The organism is Streptomyces sp. ML-6 (assembly GCF_030116705.1).
GTDB lineage: Bacteria > Actinomycetota > Actinomycetes > Streptomycetales > Streptomycetaceae > Streptomyces.
Window position 1 is genome coordinate 2,772,844 of record NZ_JAOTIK010000001.1, and the last position, 16,337, is coordinate 2,789,180.

The 16,337-nt window shown below is 73.6% G+C and carries 5 protein-coding genes; 3 read left to right on the plus strand and 2 right to left on the minus strand.

Annotated features, from left to right (window positions below):
* Positions 1 to 181: 181 nt before the first annotated feature.
* The gene (locus OCT49_RS12025; RefSeq protein ID WP_502963362.1) at positions 182 to 3,841 is read right to left on the minus strand and encodes a bifunctional glycosyltransferase/CDP-glycerol:glycerophosphate glycerophosphotransferase; all 3,660 of its coding nucleotides are present in this window, start codon (positions 3,839 to 3,841) and stop codon (positions 182 to 184) included.
* A gap of 358 nt (positions 3,842 to 4,199) precedes the next feature.
* Between OCT49_RS12025 and OCT49_RS12030 the strand changes: the two genes are divergently transcribed.
* From OCT49_RS12030 to OCT49_RS12040, 3 genes are all read left to right on the plus strand, one after another.
* A complete protein-coding gene (locus tag OCT49_RS12030; protein ID WP_283851873.1) occupies positions 4,200 to 7,745 on the plus strand; it encodes a bifunctional glycosyltransferase/CDP-glycerol:glycerophosphate glycerophosphotransferase in 3,546 nt (1,181 codons plus the stop codon).
* A gap of 323 nt (positions 7,746 to 8,068) precedes the next feature.
* A complete protein-coding gene (locus tag OCT49_RS12035) occupies positions 8,069 to 9,091 on the plus strand; it encodes a serine/threonine-protein kinase (RefSeq protein WP_283851874.1) in 1,023 nt (340 codons plus the stop codon).
* An 89-nt stretch (positions 9,092 to 9,180) separates the two neighbouring features.
* Positions 9,181 to 11,073 (plus strand): serine/threonine protein kinase, encoded by a 1,893-nt coding sequence (locus tag OCT49_RS12040; protein WP_283851875.1) that lies wholly within the window; start codon positions 9,181 to 9,183, stop codon positions 11,071 to 11,073.
* 169 nt (positions 11,074 to 11,242) lie between these two features.
* On the opposite strand, the gene OCT49_RS12045 is transcribed toward OCT49_RS12040, so the two are convergent.
* Positions 11,243 to 16,252, minus strand: a complete 5,010-nt coding sequence (locus tag OCT49_RS12045; RefSeq protein WP_283851876.1) for an NAD-glutamate dehydrogenase — start codon at positions 16,250 to 16,252, stop codon at positions 11,243 to 11,245.
* Positions 16,253 to 16,337 lie beyond the last annotated feature (85 nt).

Sequence of the window (16,337 nt, forward strand, 5' to 3'; positions counted from 1 at the left end):
GCTGCCGTTACTTGAATGCTCCGATTTTCCGCCCGGACATCCGGGCCCGCCGTCCGTCCTTCCGGAACCGTCGGTCACTCGAATGGTCCAGGACCCCTCGGCCGGAATGCGGCCGTCACCACATTCATTCGGTCATCACGGCATTCGGCCGTCATCGCATCCGGCCGACGCTGTTCGGCCGTCACAGCATGCGGTCGACCACTTTCGCCGCCGCGTTCCCCTCGTCGAGATCGCAGAAGTCCCGGCGGAACGCCTCGTACGCCCGTCCGTGTCCCTCGGTGGCCCGTGCCGGGTCGCGCAGGGCCTCGATCAGTCCGGCGGAATCGGCGATGAGCGGGCCGGGGGCGCGGGCCTCGAAGTCGAAGCAGAAGCCGCCCCGGGTGTCGCGGTGGTGCGCCAGGTCGTGGGTGTGGAAGAGCAGCGGGCGGCCGGTCGGGGCGAAGTCGAACATCAGCGAGGAGCAGTCGGTGACCAGGGCGTCGCTGATCAGCATCAGCTCGCCGGCGTCGTCGTGGCGCGAGACGTCCCGGACGAAGCCGCTGCCGCTGTCCGGGAGGCGGCCGCCGACCAGGTGGTGACGGCGCACCAGCAGGACGGTGTCCGCGCCCAGTTCGCGTTCGGCGGCGGCCAGGTCGAGCCACAGGTCCAGGGCGTAACGGCCGTCGCCCAGCGGGCGGTCGTCGCGCCAGGTCGGCGCGTACAGCACGACCCGCCTGTCCGCGGGGAGGCCGAGCCGTTCCCGTACCGCGGCGGCGACCTTGGTCCGGTCGACGGCGCGGAGCAGGTCGTTGCGGGGGGAGCCGCACTCCAGGATCTCGCCCCGGTAGCCGAAGGAGCGCCGCAGGACGGGGGTGGAGAAGCTGTTCGGGGAGACGAGGAGGCTCCACTGCCGGGCGCGCCGCTCGAGGGTGGCGAGGTGGGCGGGGTCGGCCCGGTCGGTGCCCGCGAGGTCCAGGCCGATGCGTTTGAGGGGGGTGCCGTGCCAGGTCTGGACGACGTACTGGCCCTCGCGCCGCTCGAACCACTCCGGCAGCTGGGTGTTGGTGACGACGTACCGGCTGCGGGCCAGGGCCTCGTGCCAGGCGGTCGAACCGTGTTCCACGGTCGCGGCGCCGGCGGGCACCCGGGCCTGCTGGTCGCGGACCACCCAGAGGTGTTCCGCCTGGACGCCCCGGCGGACGATCTCCTCGTGGATCGCGCGCGGCGAGTCGGAGTACTGGCGGCCGTCGAAGCTGCTGTACAGCACGGTTTCGCGCAGCGGCGCGGTGCGCAGGGTCCGGTACGCCCCGCTCAGCAGCCGCCGGCCGCGCGGTCCGCGTTCCCGGGCGGTCAGCACCGGGGCACTGTCGATCAGCAGTTGGTCGTGGCACCGCCGCTCGACGCGGTACTCCCGGCCCGTGAGGGTGCGGACGGCGGGCAGGGTGCGGTGGGCGGCGGCCGGGATGCGCAGCGGGGTGTCGCGGCCGGGGCGCGCGTCGCCCGCCGGGTGGTGTTCGCGCAGGAGGAGGTGCCAGCGGCCCTGGCCCAGGGGAAGTTTCCGGCCGGGGCCGTCGACGGCGTCCGGCCGGAGCTCGGCCCGGAAGCGGCGGGCCCCGGCGTCCCCGGAAAGGATCAGCGGGAAGACGGCCTCCTCGTCGTGCCCGCCGTGCCGGGCGATCAGCTCGACGGGCCGCCCCGCGAGGGCCGGGTAGGTGCCCTCCAGCAGGAGCCGACCGTCCTGGGTCCAGGTCACCAGGTCGACGGCGGGCTGCACGGTGCGGTCGCTGATCAGCAGATTGCCGCGGGAGTTCACGGTGAGGCCCAGCTCGCGCCGCCCTCCTCTGCCCCCGCTCCCGTCCCCCTCGGCGCCCCCGTCCCCGTTCCCCTCCCCGCCCCCGTCCCCGTTCCCCTCGACGTCCAGCGGGTAGCGGCCCGGCGGCACGGGGCCCGGCACGTCGATCGGTGTCCGGCGCCCGTCGGGGCCGACGAGGCGCAGGTCGTACGAGAGTTGCGCATGCGGCTCCCCCTCGTCCGTCCCTTCGTCCGTCCCCTCGTCCTCCCCCGCCCCCATGCCCGGCCGGACCTCGGCGAAGGCGTCGAGCGGGATGTCGGCGGTGAACCGCCTCCAGCCCGCCACCGAGGACGCGGCCCCCTCGTGCACCGTCACCGGGCAGTCGAAGGAGGTGCCCGAGGGCCGGTGGGTGAGCGCGAGGCGCAACGGGCCGCGGCCGAGCCGGTCGCGGATCATCCCGTCGATGACCACGGTGGCGGCCCCGTCGCCCGCGTCGCCCGCTCGGTGCGTCTCGAAGCGGGCGTCGATCCGCTCGGCGTGCAGCACCAGTTCGCCGTCGTCGAGGTCGGGCACGATCCGGTGGTCGCCGTCCGGGCGGTGCACGGGCGGCGGGGCGGTCTCCTCGTCGGCCGCGAGGGCGGAGCGGCGCAGCATGCCGTGACCGGCGACGCCGATCTCCAGCCGCCAGGTGAGCCGTTCGGGGCCGTCCGCCGCGTCGATGCGGAGCCCGGCCGGGTCGACGACGGTCTCGAAGCCGGACCGGTCGTAGTCGTGCAGGCTCTGCCGGGACCGGGCGGTGGCCTCGGGCTCGTCGACCGTGCGCAGCCGCAGCGGCACCACGCGGCGCCGTCCCGCGCGCAGCCAGCCGGCCCGGAACTCGCCGCCGCGCGGCCCGGCGGGCAGGTTCCGGATGTACGCGTACCCCTTGAGGTGCAGCCGGCCGCCCTGCCAGCGGGCGGACCGCAGCCGGGCGGTGAGCGGCAGGTCCCGTTCGCCGACCCGCAGCACCGCGCGCGGCACCGGCCGGGTGAGGACCGGGTAGGAGGCGGTGCGGCGGCGCAGGCCCCGTACCGCGAACGCGCCCGGTTCGGCCCGGTCGAGGGCGAGCAGGTCCAGCAGTTCGGCGGTGCGGCGTTCGCGCACGAGGTACCACATCAGCCGCAGCCGCAGCGGCAGCCCGTCCAGGACGGCCGGGTCGACCTGGTCGGCGAACTCGTTGGCGTACGTGAGGAAGGCGCGCCGGTACTCCTCGTCGCCGTGCGGCAGCGCCGCCATGAAGTGCCGGAGGTCGTCGGCGAGCACGTGCGCCTCGTAGCGCCGCTTGTCGGCGGCGCCGCGGTGCTCGTCGAGGAAGGCGGAGACCGCCAGCACGTGCGAGACCCGGTCCTGGACGCCGCGGACGACGGCGCGCCGGGTGGTGCCCCGGCCCGGCCGTTCGCGCCGGTGGTAGACGGGGTCCTCGAGGACGTCGACGGAGCGGGCCAGGAAGTGGGCGGGCAGGACGACGGGGATGTCCTCGTGGAGGGTGCCGACCGGGAAGGCGAAGGCGTGCTCGTCCCAGAAGGACCGGCGGAAGACCTTGTTGCAGGCGCTCCGGTCCGCGGCGAGGTCCCAGTCGCGGGAGATGTGGGTGCGCAGTCGGGTCGTCGCCATGGGCCTGCGGAGGTCGGGCGACTGCTGGAGCCGGCCGTCGTCCCCCAGCCGCAGCACGTTGCCGGACGCGAGGTCCGAGCCGGTCTCGTCCAGGGCGCCGAGGAGGAGTTCGTACGCACGGGGCGGGAGCACGTCGTCGCTGTCGACGAAGGCGAGGTGGCGGGCGCCCGGATCGCAGTCGCGGACCCCGGTGTTGCGGGCGTGCCCGGGCCCGCCGTTCTCCTGGCCCACCAGCCGGAACCGGCCGTCCCGTCCGGCGAATTCGGCGGCCAGGTCCGCGCTGCCGTCGGTGGACCCGTCGTCGACCATCACCACCTCCAGGTCGCTCATGGTCTGCTCCGCGAGGGACTTCAGGCAGTCCGTCAGATGGAGCTCCACGTTGTGGACGGGTACGACGACGCTGAGCCGTGGCGACATGGTGAGCACGTCCGTTCATCGGAGGCCTGGCTGTCCGTACGGCTCAACCCCGTGGGCCGCCGGGGGTCACCGGTCGCGGTCTCTCCCGAACGGGTGAGATCGGCCGCGCCGCGGTTGCCGTCCGCAGGGCCCGTCGTCGTCGACGGGGAGGAGCTCCGGTGCGCCGGGAAGCCGGCCGGGGACGGCCCCGGGGTCGCCCCGGGACAGCCCTGAACGCGGTGCACGGGCACAACGGCACGGGGAAGCACGGCAGTCGGCCGTCCTCGCACCGTCACGCGGCGGGCTCCGGGTCACCTCCCGTGTTCACCCGTTCGGGGCAGTGTCGGTGACCCGGGGCGTCCGCCCCTGTTGTCCGTGCATGAAGCCGCGCCTCAGTGTCGTCGTCCCGGTCCACAACGTCGAGGACTATCTGGAGGACTGCCTGCGCTCGGTGGCCGAGCAGTCGGTCACCGACATCGAGGTGGTCCTCGTGGACGACGGCTCGACGGACGGCAGCACGGCCGTCGCCGAGGCGTTCGCCGCCCGCGACCGGCGCTTCCGCTGCGTCCGCCGCCCCCACTCGGGGCTGGGCGCGGCCCGCAACACGGGCGTGCGGCACACCACCCCGGGCGTACCGTACCTGGCGTTCGTCGACAGCGACGACGTCCTCGTGCACGACGCCTACCAGCGGATGCTGGCCTCGCTGGAGTCCACCGGCTCCGACTTCGCGACCGGCAACGTGTGGCAGCTGGGCGAGCAGGGGCGGCAGCAGGCCCGGCAGTACCGCTGGCTGACCGGCACCCGCACCCGCACCCACATCGGCCGCGATCCGCGACTGCTCGCCGACCGGGCCGTCTGGAACAAGGTGTTCCGGCGCTCCTTCTGGGACCGGCACGCCTTCGCCTTCCCGGAGGGAAGACTCTACGAGGACGGCCCGGTGACGATCCCGGCGCACTACCTGGCCGGCGCCGTGGACGTGCTGCACGAGCACGTCTACTACCGGCGGATGCGGGAGGGTTCGATCACCCGGCGGCGCACCGACGTGCGGGGCGTGCGGGACCGGATCGCGGCGTGCGAGCAGGTCAGCGCGTTCCTCGCGGGCCGGGGCGGGGTGGCGAACGCCGGGGCGCGGCGCCGTTACGACCTCTCCTGCCTGCGCGACGACTTCGTGTGCTTCCTGGAGGGGCTCACGACGGGCGGGCCCGCGTACCGGAAGGCGTTCATGAAGGACGCGGGGGCGTTCCTGGACCGGATGGAGCGGATGGACGGGGCGGGCCGCGCGGACCGGGCCGTGGCGCACGAGCTGCCGGTGGAGCTGCGGCTCAAGTGGCAGCTCGTGAAGGAGCGCCGCCTCCCGGAGCTGCTGGAGGTGCTCGCCTTCGAACGGGCCAACGGCACCGGGACGTTCATGGTCACCGGTGTGCCGGGGCGGCGGCAGGCCGGTTTCCCGGGTCTTCCGGACACCGCCCGCCCCGCCCGCGCCGACCTGCCGGCCGTGGCCCGGCTGACCCGGGCGGGGTGGGGCGAGGACGGGCGGCTGCGGCTGCGCGGTTACGCGTACATCCGCAATCTGCCGGCCCCGTCCGCGCGGCAGTCGCTGCGGGTGGGCATGGTGCGCGCCACCCGCGGCCAGCAGCTGCGGACGGTGCCGCTGCGCGGGGTGCCCGCGCCGGAGGCGACCGTGGACTCCGGTCAGCGGCTGCACGGTTACGACCACGCCGGCTTCGAGATGACGCTCGACCCGCGCCGGCTGCGGCCCGGCGGCTGGCTGGTGGGGGTGATGGTGGCCGCGCACGGCACGGCCCGCCGGGTGGCGGTGCGGGCCGCGGAGGCGGGGGCCGCCCAGCCGCTCGTCCACGACCTGGGCGAGGGGCGGCGGGCGGTGCTCGACTACCGGGACGGGCGGTTGCGGCTGACCCTGGCGCAGTTGCCGGCCCGGTGCGAGGCACGGCGCTTCGGCAAGACGCTGGAACTGACCGGCAGGCTGTACGGAAACGTTCTGCCGACGGCCCTGGTGCTGTTCTGCGAGGGGGTGGCGGACCAGGAGTTCGGCCATCCCGTCGAGTGCCGGGCGGACGGCCGTTTCACGGTGCGCATCCCGCTCGCCGACCTCGCGGGGATGGCGGCCGCCCCGTCGGCCCCGCACCGGGCGCCGCGCGAGGTCGAGGCGGAGCCCTGCGGGCGGTGGCGGGCGCGGCTGGTGCTGGCCGACGGTTTGCGGGTGCCCCTCGCGGCGGCCCCGGAGACGGCGCCGCCGGTCGTGGCGGACGCGGCGGGCGAACTGGTGCTGGACCTGAGCGGGCAGCCGTTCGTGGACGGGGCGGCGTGGACGGCGGAGGGCGCGCTGCGGATGGAGGGGGTGACCGGGGCGGGGGCGGAGACCTGGCCGGACCGGGCCCCGGCCCATCTGCTGCTGCGGCACGAGACGTTGCGCGAGACGGTGACGGTCCCGGTCACGCACGACGTGCGGTGCGCCGGGGCGCCGAAGGGGGCGGACGAGGGCGCGTGCCGGGAGGAGCACGAAGAGGCGTACGGGGGGCGGCGGTTCACGGCGTTCCTCGCGCCGTCGGTGACCGCCGGGCTGCACGAGGGTGTGTGGGACGCGTATCTGGGCGGCCGTCCGGTCCGGGTGCTGACCGCGCTCGCCGGCCGGCTGCCGCTCCCCCGCGCGGGCCGGTTCGCCTCGGCCCCGGTGCCCGACCGGGAGTTCGCCCTGGACCGCCGGTTCGGCGACCGGCTGGCCGTGCGGGCCGGTTCGGTGCTCGCGCCCGCCGAGCGCGGTGCCTACCACCGGGCCGGGCTGCGCGGCACGTACTACCCGGCGCGGCGCGCGATGCCGCTGCGGGACGCGGTCCTCTACGTGGGCGGCGACTCCCCGCGCGCCGTGCACGCCGAACTTCTGCGCCGGGGCGTGGAGGCGGAGCACCTCTGGGTCACCGACGGGCTCCACGGCCACGTCCCGTCCACCGCCCTCCCCGTCGTCGAGCACAGCGCCGCCTGGTACGAGGCGCTGGCCCGGTCCCGCCGGATCGTCACCGACGACCAGCTGCCCGAGTGGTTCGAACGGCGGCCCGGCCAGACCGTCGTGCAGACCTGGCACGGCGCCCCGCTCGGCCGGTTCGGCGCGGACCTGCGCGACACCCTGTACGCCGATCACCACGAACTCGCCACGCTGCCCCGCCGGGCGGCCCAGTGGTCCGTCCTGGTCTCCCCCAGCAGCCACTCCACCCCGCTGCTGCGCCGTGCGCTCGGCTACGACGGCGAGGTCCTGGAGGCCGGTTCCCCCGCCAACGACCTGCTCTTCTCGGCCGACCGCGGCAAGACCGCGGAGCGAGTGCGGCGCCGGCTCGGCATCCCGGACGGCCGCCGGGTGGTGCTGTACGCGCCGACCTACCGCGACCAGCTGGTCCACCCGCCGGCCGACGGCGAACGGCCCCGCTACCGCTGGGCCCCGACGCTCGACCCGGCCGCCCTGGCCCGCTCGGCCGGCGACGGCCACACGGTGCTGGTGCGCCGCCATCCCCGGGTGACCGGGAGCGTCCCGGAGCGGCCGGGCCTGCGCGACGTGTCGGGGCATCCGGGCGCCACGGAGCTGCTGCTGGTCGCCGACGTGCTGGTCACGGACTACGCGGGCCTGATGTTCGACTTCGCGCACACCGGCCGCCCGATGGTCTTCCACACCCACGACCTGGCTCATTACCGCGACACGGCGCGCGGTTTCTGTCTGGACTTCGAGGGCCGGGCACCGGGGCCACTGCTCGCCGACGCTGACCGGATCGCCGCGCTCCTGCGCGCCCCGGGCACCCTGGCCGCGTCGGCGGCCCGGCACGCGGCGGCGTACGAGAGTTTCCGCCGGGACTTCTGCGACCTCGACGACGGCGGGGCGGCGGCCCGGGTCGCGGACCGCCTGCTGGCCGAGGGCTGAGGCCCCGGCCCGGGACCGGGGGCCGAGAACCAGAGTCGGGAACCGGGACCGGGACTGGCGGAACGCCCATCGAGCACCGCGCCGAACACCCGTCGAGCACCCCGTAGGAGGAACGCTCCGGATGGACGGCCCCGCGAAGGAGGTCGTGGCCGCCTACGAGCGGTTCACCTCCGGAAGGAAATAGCCCGCGCCCTCCGTACGGACCGGCAGCCCGGGGAACAGCCGGGAGGCCGCTCCCCGCTGCTCCCCAGGCGGTAAACTCCCGGGGCTCACCAGGGGTTTGCCCGAGCCGAGCAAGCCGAACGGTCCGAACAGGGGGACACATGCAGGACGGGGTGCCGGGGCCGCTGCGGGCGGACGATCCGCGCGAGATCTCCGGTTACGTGCTGCGGGCCCGGGTGGGCGAGGGCGGGATGGGCACCGTCTACCTCTCGCACACCCGGGGCGGCCAGCCCGTCGCGCTGAAGGCGGTCCGCCGGGAGCACGCGCGGGACGCGGCGTTCCGGGAGCGGTTCGCCCGCGAGGTGGCCGCCGCCCGCCGGGTCTCCGGCTACCACCTGGTGCCCGTCGTCGACCACGGCGCCGAGGGGGAGACGCCCTGGCTCGCCACCCACTACGTCCCCGGCCTGCCGCTGGACACCGTCGTCGACCGGTACGGGCCGCTGCCGACGGCCACCGTGCTCCGGCTGACCGGCTGTCTCGCCGGTGCGCTGGCCTCGGTCCACTCCGCCGGGGTCATCCACCGCGACGTCAAGCCCGGCAATCTGCTGCTCGCCGCGAGCGGCCCCTGGCTGCTCGACTTCGGCATCGCGCGGACGTCGGACCTGCGCACCCTCACCACGGTGGGCCGGCTGGTCGGCACCCCGAAGAACATGTCGCCCGAGCACGCGCTGGGCAGGCCGCTGACGTCCGCGTCCGACGTGTTCGCGCTCGGGCTGCTGGCCGCCGAGGCCGCCACCGGGGAGCACCCGTACGGGCGGGGCCACGGTCTCGCGGTCGCCGCCCGCATCGCGGAGACCGACCGCGAACCCCCGGCGCTGGACCACCACCCCGAACCGCTGCGCCAACTGCTCCGGCTCTGTCTGGCGGCCCGGCCCGAGGACCGTCCCTCGGCCCCGGAGGTCGCCGAACTGTGCCGACGGGCACTGGGCGCGGACGACGTGCGGGGGCTGCGGGACTTCACCGGCTGGCTGCCGGACCCGGTGGCCTCGGCCGTGGCCCGGATCGAGGCGGCGACCCGGCCCCGCTCCGCCGCGTACACGCCCACGTACGTGCCGACCGTGCGCGATCCGCTGGCCGCCGAATGGAATCGCCGGGTCCGCCGAAACCCGTCACCGGGGAGCTGACTTGACGGGCCGGAAGGTGTCGTAGTCTCATCCGGCACACTTAGCAGTGATGAGCGGGGGAGGCTCCCATCAGTACCGGCACCGGTGACGTGTTCACACCTCTCGGCCCCCAGGATCCGCGCGAGATCTCCGGATACCGGTTGATCGCCCGGATCGGCGAGGGCGGAATGGGCACCGTCTACCTCTCGCACACCCGGGGCGGCCAGGCCGTCGCGCTGAAGCTGATCCGTCGCGAGTTCGGCGACGATCCGGAATTCCGTCGCCGGTTCGACCAGGAGGTGCAGGCCGCCCGGCGCGTGCAGGGCTACCACCTGGTGCCGGTCGTCGACCACGACACCTCCGGCCCGCTGCCCTGGCTGGCCTCGGCGTTCGTCCCCGGTCTGGCGCTCCAGGCGGTCCTGGAGGCCCACGGTCCGCTACCGCTGTCCGCAGTCTTCCGGCTCGTCGGCTGCACCGCGCAGGCGCTGGGGTCCATCCACGCGGCCGGGGTCGTCCACCGCGACCTGAAGCCCGGCAACATCCTGCTCGGCGCGACGGGCCCGTACGTCATCGACTTCGGGATCGCCCGGGCCGGCGACGCCACGCAGCTCACCGGCAGCGGGGTCATCGGCACACCGCAGTACATGTCGCCGGAACACGCGCTCGGCGAGCGGGTCGGCCCGGCCACGGACGTGTTCTCGCTGGGGCTGATCGCGGCCGTCGCGGCGACCGGACGGCACCCGTACGGGGCGGGCGGCGCCCTCACCGTCGCCACCCAGATCGCCAACACCGCCAGCCGCCCGCCGCGGCTGGACGAGTACCCGGCGGAGCTGCGCCCGTTGCTCGAACGGTGCCTGACCGCGGACCCGGGCACCCGTATCACCCCCGCCGAACTGGCGTCCCTGTGCGAGCAGGCCGCGGGCCGGCCGCTGCGGGAGTCCGGCGACTGGCTGCCCGCACCGGTCGCCGCCCGGATCGCCCACCACGAACAGGCCGCGCAGCTGCCCCCGCAGCCGGCGGACCCGGCGAGCCCCGCGTACCCGCCGAACGCACCGAACGCGCCGCAGCCCGGTTCCAACCCCTACGCCACCGGCGCGACTCCCCACCCCAACCCCTACGCCACCGGCACCGTGCCGCCCGCCGCCTCCGTGCCGTCGTACGGGCCGGGGCAGGCGGGGCCGGGAACAGGAACGGGACCTGCGGCGGGCGGCGGGTGGCCCGGCACGGCGCCGCTCACCCAGCCGCCCGGGGCGGTGCCGCCCGCCCAGGGCCCCGGCAGCGGACCGTTCCCGGCATCTCAGCCCGCCCCGCAGCCTCCGGAGACCGGCTCCGCCGCGCCCCGCCGCAAGCGCCCGGCCCTGCTGATCGCCGCCGTGGTGGTCGCGTTCGCCACCGGCATCGGCGGCACGCTCTGGGCGCTCGGCAAGGACTCGGACGACGAGAAGAAACAGAACAACGGCAGCAGCGCACAGGGCCCCCGGAAGTCCGGCACGGACGGCGGGTCCGCCACGCCCGACGACTCCTCCGACGACTCCACCAGCGGCTCCACCGGCGAGCCGTCCGGCACCGGGTCGGAGAACCTCCCGCCCGCCTCGTACACCGAGATCTTCAAGGACAAGCCGCTGACCCTGCGCACCCCGTCGGGCCTGGACAACACCTACGTCGACATGGACGTCCCGCTCGTGGACCCCAACGCGGGGATCGACTCGGACGACCGCGAGCTCAACGCCTCGTACGACACGCTGGAGTTCAACCGGGCCCTGGGCAAGGCGAACGGCGAATCCGCCGAGGCGTGCCACACCGCCGCCAAGCAGAACCCTCTCCCCAGCTCGGTCTCCGGCGAGACCCTGAACAAGGAGAAGACCATCGTGGCGGGCGACGTGATGTGCAGTGTGACCTCCGAGGGCAACCTCGCCCAGTGGAAGATCTCCAACGTGGTGTTCGACGCGAACAAGAGGACCCCCACCTACGAGGGCACGCTGACCCTCTGGAAGATCGACTGACGGCCGTCCCCGGTCGTCCCGGCCGTTCACGAAGGCCCCGGGGTTCCGTTCACGCAGACCCCGGGGCCCCGGAACCGCCCCCGGAACAACTCCGTCCGCCGCCGGCCGGAAAAGACGGCGGCGGTCGCCGGACCGACCGGTCCGGCGACCGCCTCTCACCCCTCGGGCGTCACGCGTGCGTGCGCAGCAGCGTCCGCATCGTCCGCATGGCCACCGACAGGTTCGCCAGGTCGAAGGCGTCCGAGCCCTGGATCTCGTCGAGCGTGGAGCGCGAACGCGTGAGGATCGCCGCGTTCTTCTCCTCCCAGGCCTTGAACCGCTCCTCCGGCGTCGAGCCCCCGTTGCCCACCGACAGCACGTCCGCGGTGAGCGCGGCGTGCGCCGCGTACAGGTCCTCGCGGATGGAGGCGCGGGCCATGGACTGCCAGCGGTCGGCCCGCGGCAGCTCGATGATCCGGTCCATCAGCCGGGTGATGCCCAGCCGGTCGGCGAGGTCGTAGTACACCTCGGCGACGGCGAGCGGGTCCTTGCCGGTGCGCTCCGTGATCGCCACGATGTCCAGCGCCGGGAAGGCGGAGGAGAATCCGGCGACCCGCTGGGCCAGTTCGCCCGGGACGCCCGCCTCGGTGAGCTCGTCCAGGATCGACTGGTACCACTCCAGGTCGGTGCCCTTCAGCATCTTGGGCAGCTCGGCCCAGACCTGCTCGACCCCGGCCTTGAAGAAGTCGACCGTCTCCGCGATCTCCAGCGGCTGCGGCCGGTTGCCGAGCAGCCAGCGCGAACCGCGCTCGACGAGCCGGCGCGAGTGCAGCCGCACGCGGGTCTGCACATCGGCGGCGACCTTGTTGTCGAGCGCCTCCACGGCGTCCCACACCTGGCCGAGGCCGAAGATCTCACGGGCCGCGAACTGTGCCCGCACGATCTCCTCGATCGAGGCGCCGGTCTCTTCCCGCAGCCGGTGCAGGAAGGTCGAACCGCCGGTGTTCACCGTGTCGTTGACCAGGACGGTGGTGATGATCTCGCGGCGCAGCGCGTGCCCGTCGACCGCCTCGGGGAACTGCTCGCGCAGCTGGTGCGGGAAGTAGGCGTGCAGCAGCTGCTGCAGGTGCGGGTCGTCCGGCAGGCTGGTGCGGATCAGCTCCCGGGCCACGGTGATCTTCGTGTAGGCGAGCAGCACGGCGAGTTCGGGCTGGGTGAGACCCTTGCCGGCGTTGAGCAGCTCGCGGATCTGCCGGTCGTTGGGCAGGAACTCCAGGGCGCGGTCGAGGTCGCCGTCGCGGCCCAGTCGGCGCATGAAGCGCTGGTGGGCGTGGAGCAGGGAGGCCGACTGGGCCGTGGCGTTGGCGAGCGCCACGTTCTGCGCGTAGTTGTTGCGCAGGACCAGGCGGCCGATCTCGTCGGTCATCTCGGCGAGCAGCTTGTTGCGCTGCTTGACGGTCATGTCGCCGTCCCGGACCAGACCGTTGAGCAGGATCTTGATGTTCACCTCGTGGTCGGAGGTGTCCACGCCGGCGCTGTTGTCGATCGCGTCGGTGTTGATCCGGCCGCCGGTGCGGGCGAACTCGATCCGGCCGAGCTGGGTGGCGCCGAGGTTGCCGCCCTCGCCGACGACCTTGGCCCGCAGGTCCTGGCCGTTGACCCGGATCGCGTCGTTGGCCTTGTCGCCGACGTCCGCGTTCGATTCGGCGGAGGACTTGATGTACGTGCCGATGCCGCCGTTCCACACCAGGTCCACGGGGGCCTTGAGGATGGTCTGCATCAGCTCGGCGGGCGTCATCTTGGTGACTCCCGGCTCGATGTCGAGCGCCTCGCGGATGTGGGCGTTGATCGGGATGGACTTGGCGCTGCGCGGGTGGACGCCGCCGCCCGCGGAGAGCAGTTCCTTGTCGTAGTCGGCCCAGGAGCTGCGCGGCAGCTCGAAGAGGCGGCGCCGCTCGGCGTAGGAGGTGGCGGCGTCCGGGGTCGGGTCGAGGAAGATGTGCCGGTGGTCGAAGGCGGCGACGAGCCGGATGTGCTCGGAGAGCAGCATGCCGTTGCCGAACACGTCACCGGACATGTCGCCGACGCCGACGACGGTGAAGTCCTGGGTCTGGGTGTCGTGGCCCAGCTCGCGGAAGTGCCGCTTGACGGACTCCCAGGCGCCGCGGGCGGTGATGCCCATGCCCTTGTGGTCGTAACCGGCGGAGCCGCCGGAGGCGAAGGCGTCGCCGAGCCAGAAGCCGTACGTGACGGCGACCTCGTTGGCGATGTCGGAGAAGCTCGCGGTGCCCTTGTCGGCGGCGACGACCAGGTAGGTGTCGTCCTCGTCGTGCCGGACGACGTCCTTGGGCGGCACGACCTCGCCGGCCACCATGTTGTCGGTGATGTCGAGCAGCGCCGAGATGAAGGTGCGGTACGAGGCGATGCCCTCGGCCATCCAGGCGTCGCGGTCGACGGCCGGGTCCGGGAGCTGCTTGGCGACGAACCCGCCCTTGGCCCCGACGGGCACGATGACGGTGTTCTTGACCATCTGCGCCTTGACCAGGCCGAGGATCTCCGTGCGGAAGTCCTCGCGCCGGTCCGACCAGCGCAGACCGCCCCGGGCGACCTTGCCGAAGCGCAGGTGCACGCCCTCGACGCGCGGCGAGTAGACCCAGATTTCGAAGGCCGGCCGGGGCGCGGGCAGGTCCGGGATGGACTGCGGGTCGAACTTCATCGAGACGTAGCCGTGCGGCTTGCCGCTGTCGGCCATCTGGAAGAAGTTGGTGCGCAGGGTGGCCTTGATGACGGTGAGGAAGGAGCGCAGGATGCGGTCCTCGTCGAGCGAGGCGACCTGGTCCAGGGCCCCGTCCAGTTCCTCCAGGAGGCCGTCGGTCAGCTCGGTGCCGGCGCTCTGCCGCTCCGGGGACATCCGGGCCTCGAAGAGCGAGACCAGCAGCCGGGTGGTGTGGACGTTGTTGCGGAGAGTGCTCTCCATGTAGTCCTGGCTGAACGTCGATCCGGCCTGGCGCAGGTACTTGGCGTAGGCGCGCAGCACCACCGCCTGGCGCCAGGTCAGCCCGGCGCCCAGGACCAGCGAGTTGAAGCCGTCGTTCTCGGCTTCACCGGTCCACACGGCGGCGAAGGCGTCCTGGAAGCGGTCGCGGGCGTCGTCGGCGAGGTAGTTGCCGTCGGTCTGCGGCATCCGGAGCCCGAAGTCGTAGATCCAGGCGTGCGTACGGTCCGCGCAGCGCAGCTCGTACGGGCGCTCGTCGACGACCTCGACGCCGAGCCGCTGGAGGGCCGGGAGCACGGCGGACAGGGAGACCTGCTCACCGGTCCGGTAGATCTTGAAGCGGCGCTCGCCGGGGCCGGCGCCGACCGGCTCGTACAGGCTGAGGGCGAAGTCCTTCTCGTCCTTCTTGAGCGCCTCGAGGTGGACCAGGTCGGCCACGGCGGCGCGCGGCGTGTGGTCGGCCTTGTAGCCCTCGGGGAAGGAGTGGCCGTACTGGCGCAGCAGTTCGGCGGCCCGTTCCTCGCCGCACTCGGCGCCCAGCGCCTCCTGGAAGCCGTCCGCCCAGGAGCGGGCGGCCTCGACGAGCCGGGCCTCGATGCGGTCGGCCTCGGCGTCGGTGAGGTCGGGCAGTTCGGTGCCGGGGGCGACCCGGACGACGAAGTGCAGCCGGGAGAGGATCGACTCGGTGTTCCAGGCGGTGAAGTCGACGCTGATGCCGCCCAGTTCCTCCTTGAGGATGTCGATCAGGCGCAGCCGCACACCGGTGGTGTAGCGGTCGCGCGGCAGGTAGACGATCGCGGAGTAGTAGCGCCCGTACTCGTCCTGGCGCAGGTAGAGCCGCAGCCGACGGCGCTCCTGGAGGTAGAGCACGGAGGTGACCACGGAGCGCAGCTGGTCGACGGGCGTCTGGAAGAGCTCGTCGCGCGGGTACGTCTCCAGGATCTGGAGCAGGTCGCGGCCGTCGTGGCTGTTGGGTGAGAAGCCGGCTCCCTCCAGCACCTCGGCGACCTTGCGGCGGATGACGGGCACCCGGCGCACGGACTCGGTGTAGGCGGCGGAGGAGAACAGGCCGAGGAAGCGGCGCTCGCCGATGACGTTGCCGGCCTCGTCGAACTTCTTCACGCCGACGTAGTCGAGGTAGCTGGGGCGGTGCACGGTCGACCGGCTGTTGGCCTTGGTGAGGACGAGGAGCTTGCGCTCCCGGGCCTTGGCGCGGACGTCGGCGGGCAGCCGGTCGAAGGAGGGGCTGACCGGGTGCGCCTCGTCGACGCTGTGGTGCGGGTCGGAACGCAGGATGCCGAGGCCGGTGCCGGCGACGGCGGCCAGCGAGTCGGTGTCCTTCAGCTCGTACTCGCGGTAGCCGAGGAAGGTGAAGTGGTCGGCGGCGAGCCAGCGCAGCAGTTCCCTGGCCTCGTTGACCTCTTCGTCGGCGAGGTCGTCGAGCGGTTCGGCGGGCAGGTCGTCGGCGATGCGCAGCGCGGCCTCGCGCATCTTCTCCCAGTCCTCGACGGTCTCCCGCACGTCGGACAGGACGCGCAGCAGGTCGGCGGTGATCTGCTGGAGGTCGGCGCGGTCGGTCTCGCGGTCGATCTCGACGTGGATCCAGGACTCGACGAGTGCGTCGTGCGGCAGCTCGACCTTGCCGTCCTTCGTGCCGCCCTTGGCGTTCTTGCCGCCCTGCGGGCCCGCCTGGAGGCCGTTGCCCGCGGTGAGGACCTCGATGAGCTTGCCGGTGACGTCACGGCGCACGGCGACCTGCGGGTGGATCACGACGTGGATGCCGCGCCCCTGCCGGGACAGCTCGTTGGTGACGGAGTCGACCAGGAACGGCATGTCGTCGGTGACCACCTCGACGACGGTGTGGCTGCACGTCCAGCCGTTCTCCTCGACGGTCGGGGTGTGCACCCGGACGTTCGCCGTGCCCTGCGGGCGCGTTTCGGCCAGTCGGTAGTGGGAGGAGGCGGCCCCGAAGACGTCCACGGGGTCACGGCCCGTGATGTCCTCCGGAGCGGTGTGCAGGTAGTAGCGCTGGAGGTAGGAGAGGATTGCGTCCTGCCCGGGACGTTCCTGCTCGTCCCCGGTGCCCGCGACACGGACCCGGGAGGTACCGCCCGGCCCGCCGACACCACCGCCCGGGCTGTTGTCAGCTACCCTCGCGGCTCGTGCGAGCAGCTCGGCCTTGGCTTCGTCCAGCTTGGTCTGCATGTCCTCTGGCTCCTGTCGCGCGCCGTTGCGTGACGTAGGTGGAATGGGCGGCATAGCACCATGACCCGGATCTTCCGGTCCGGGT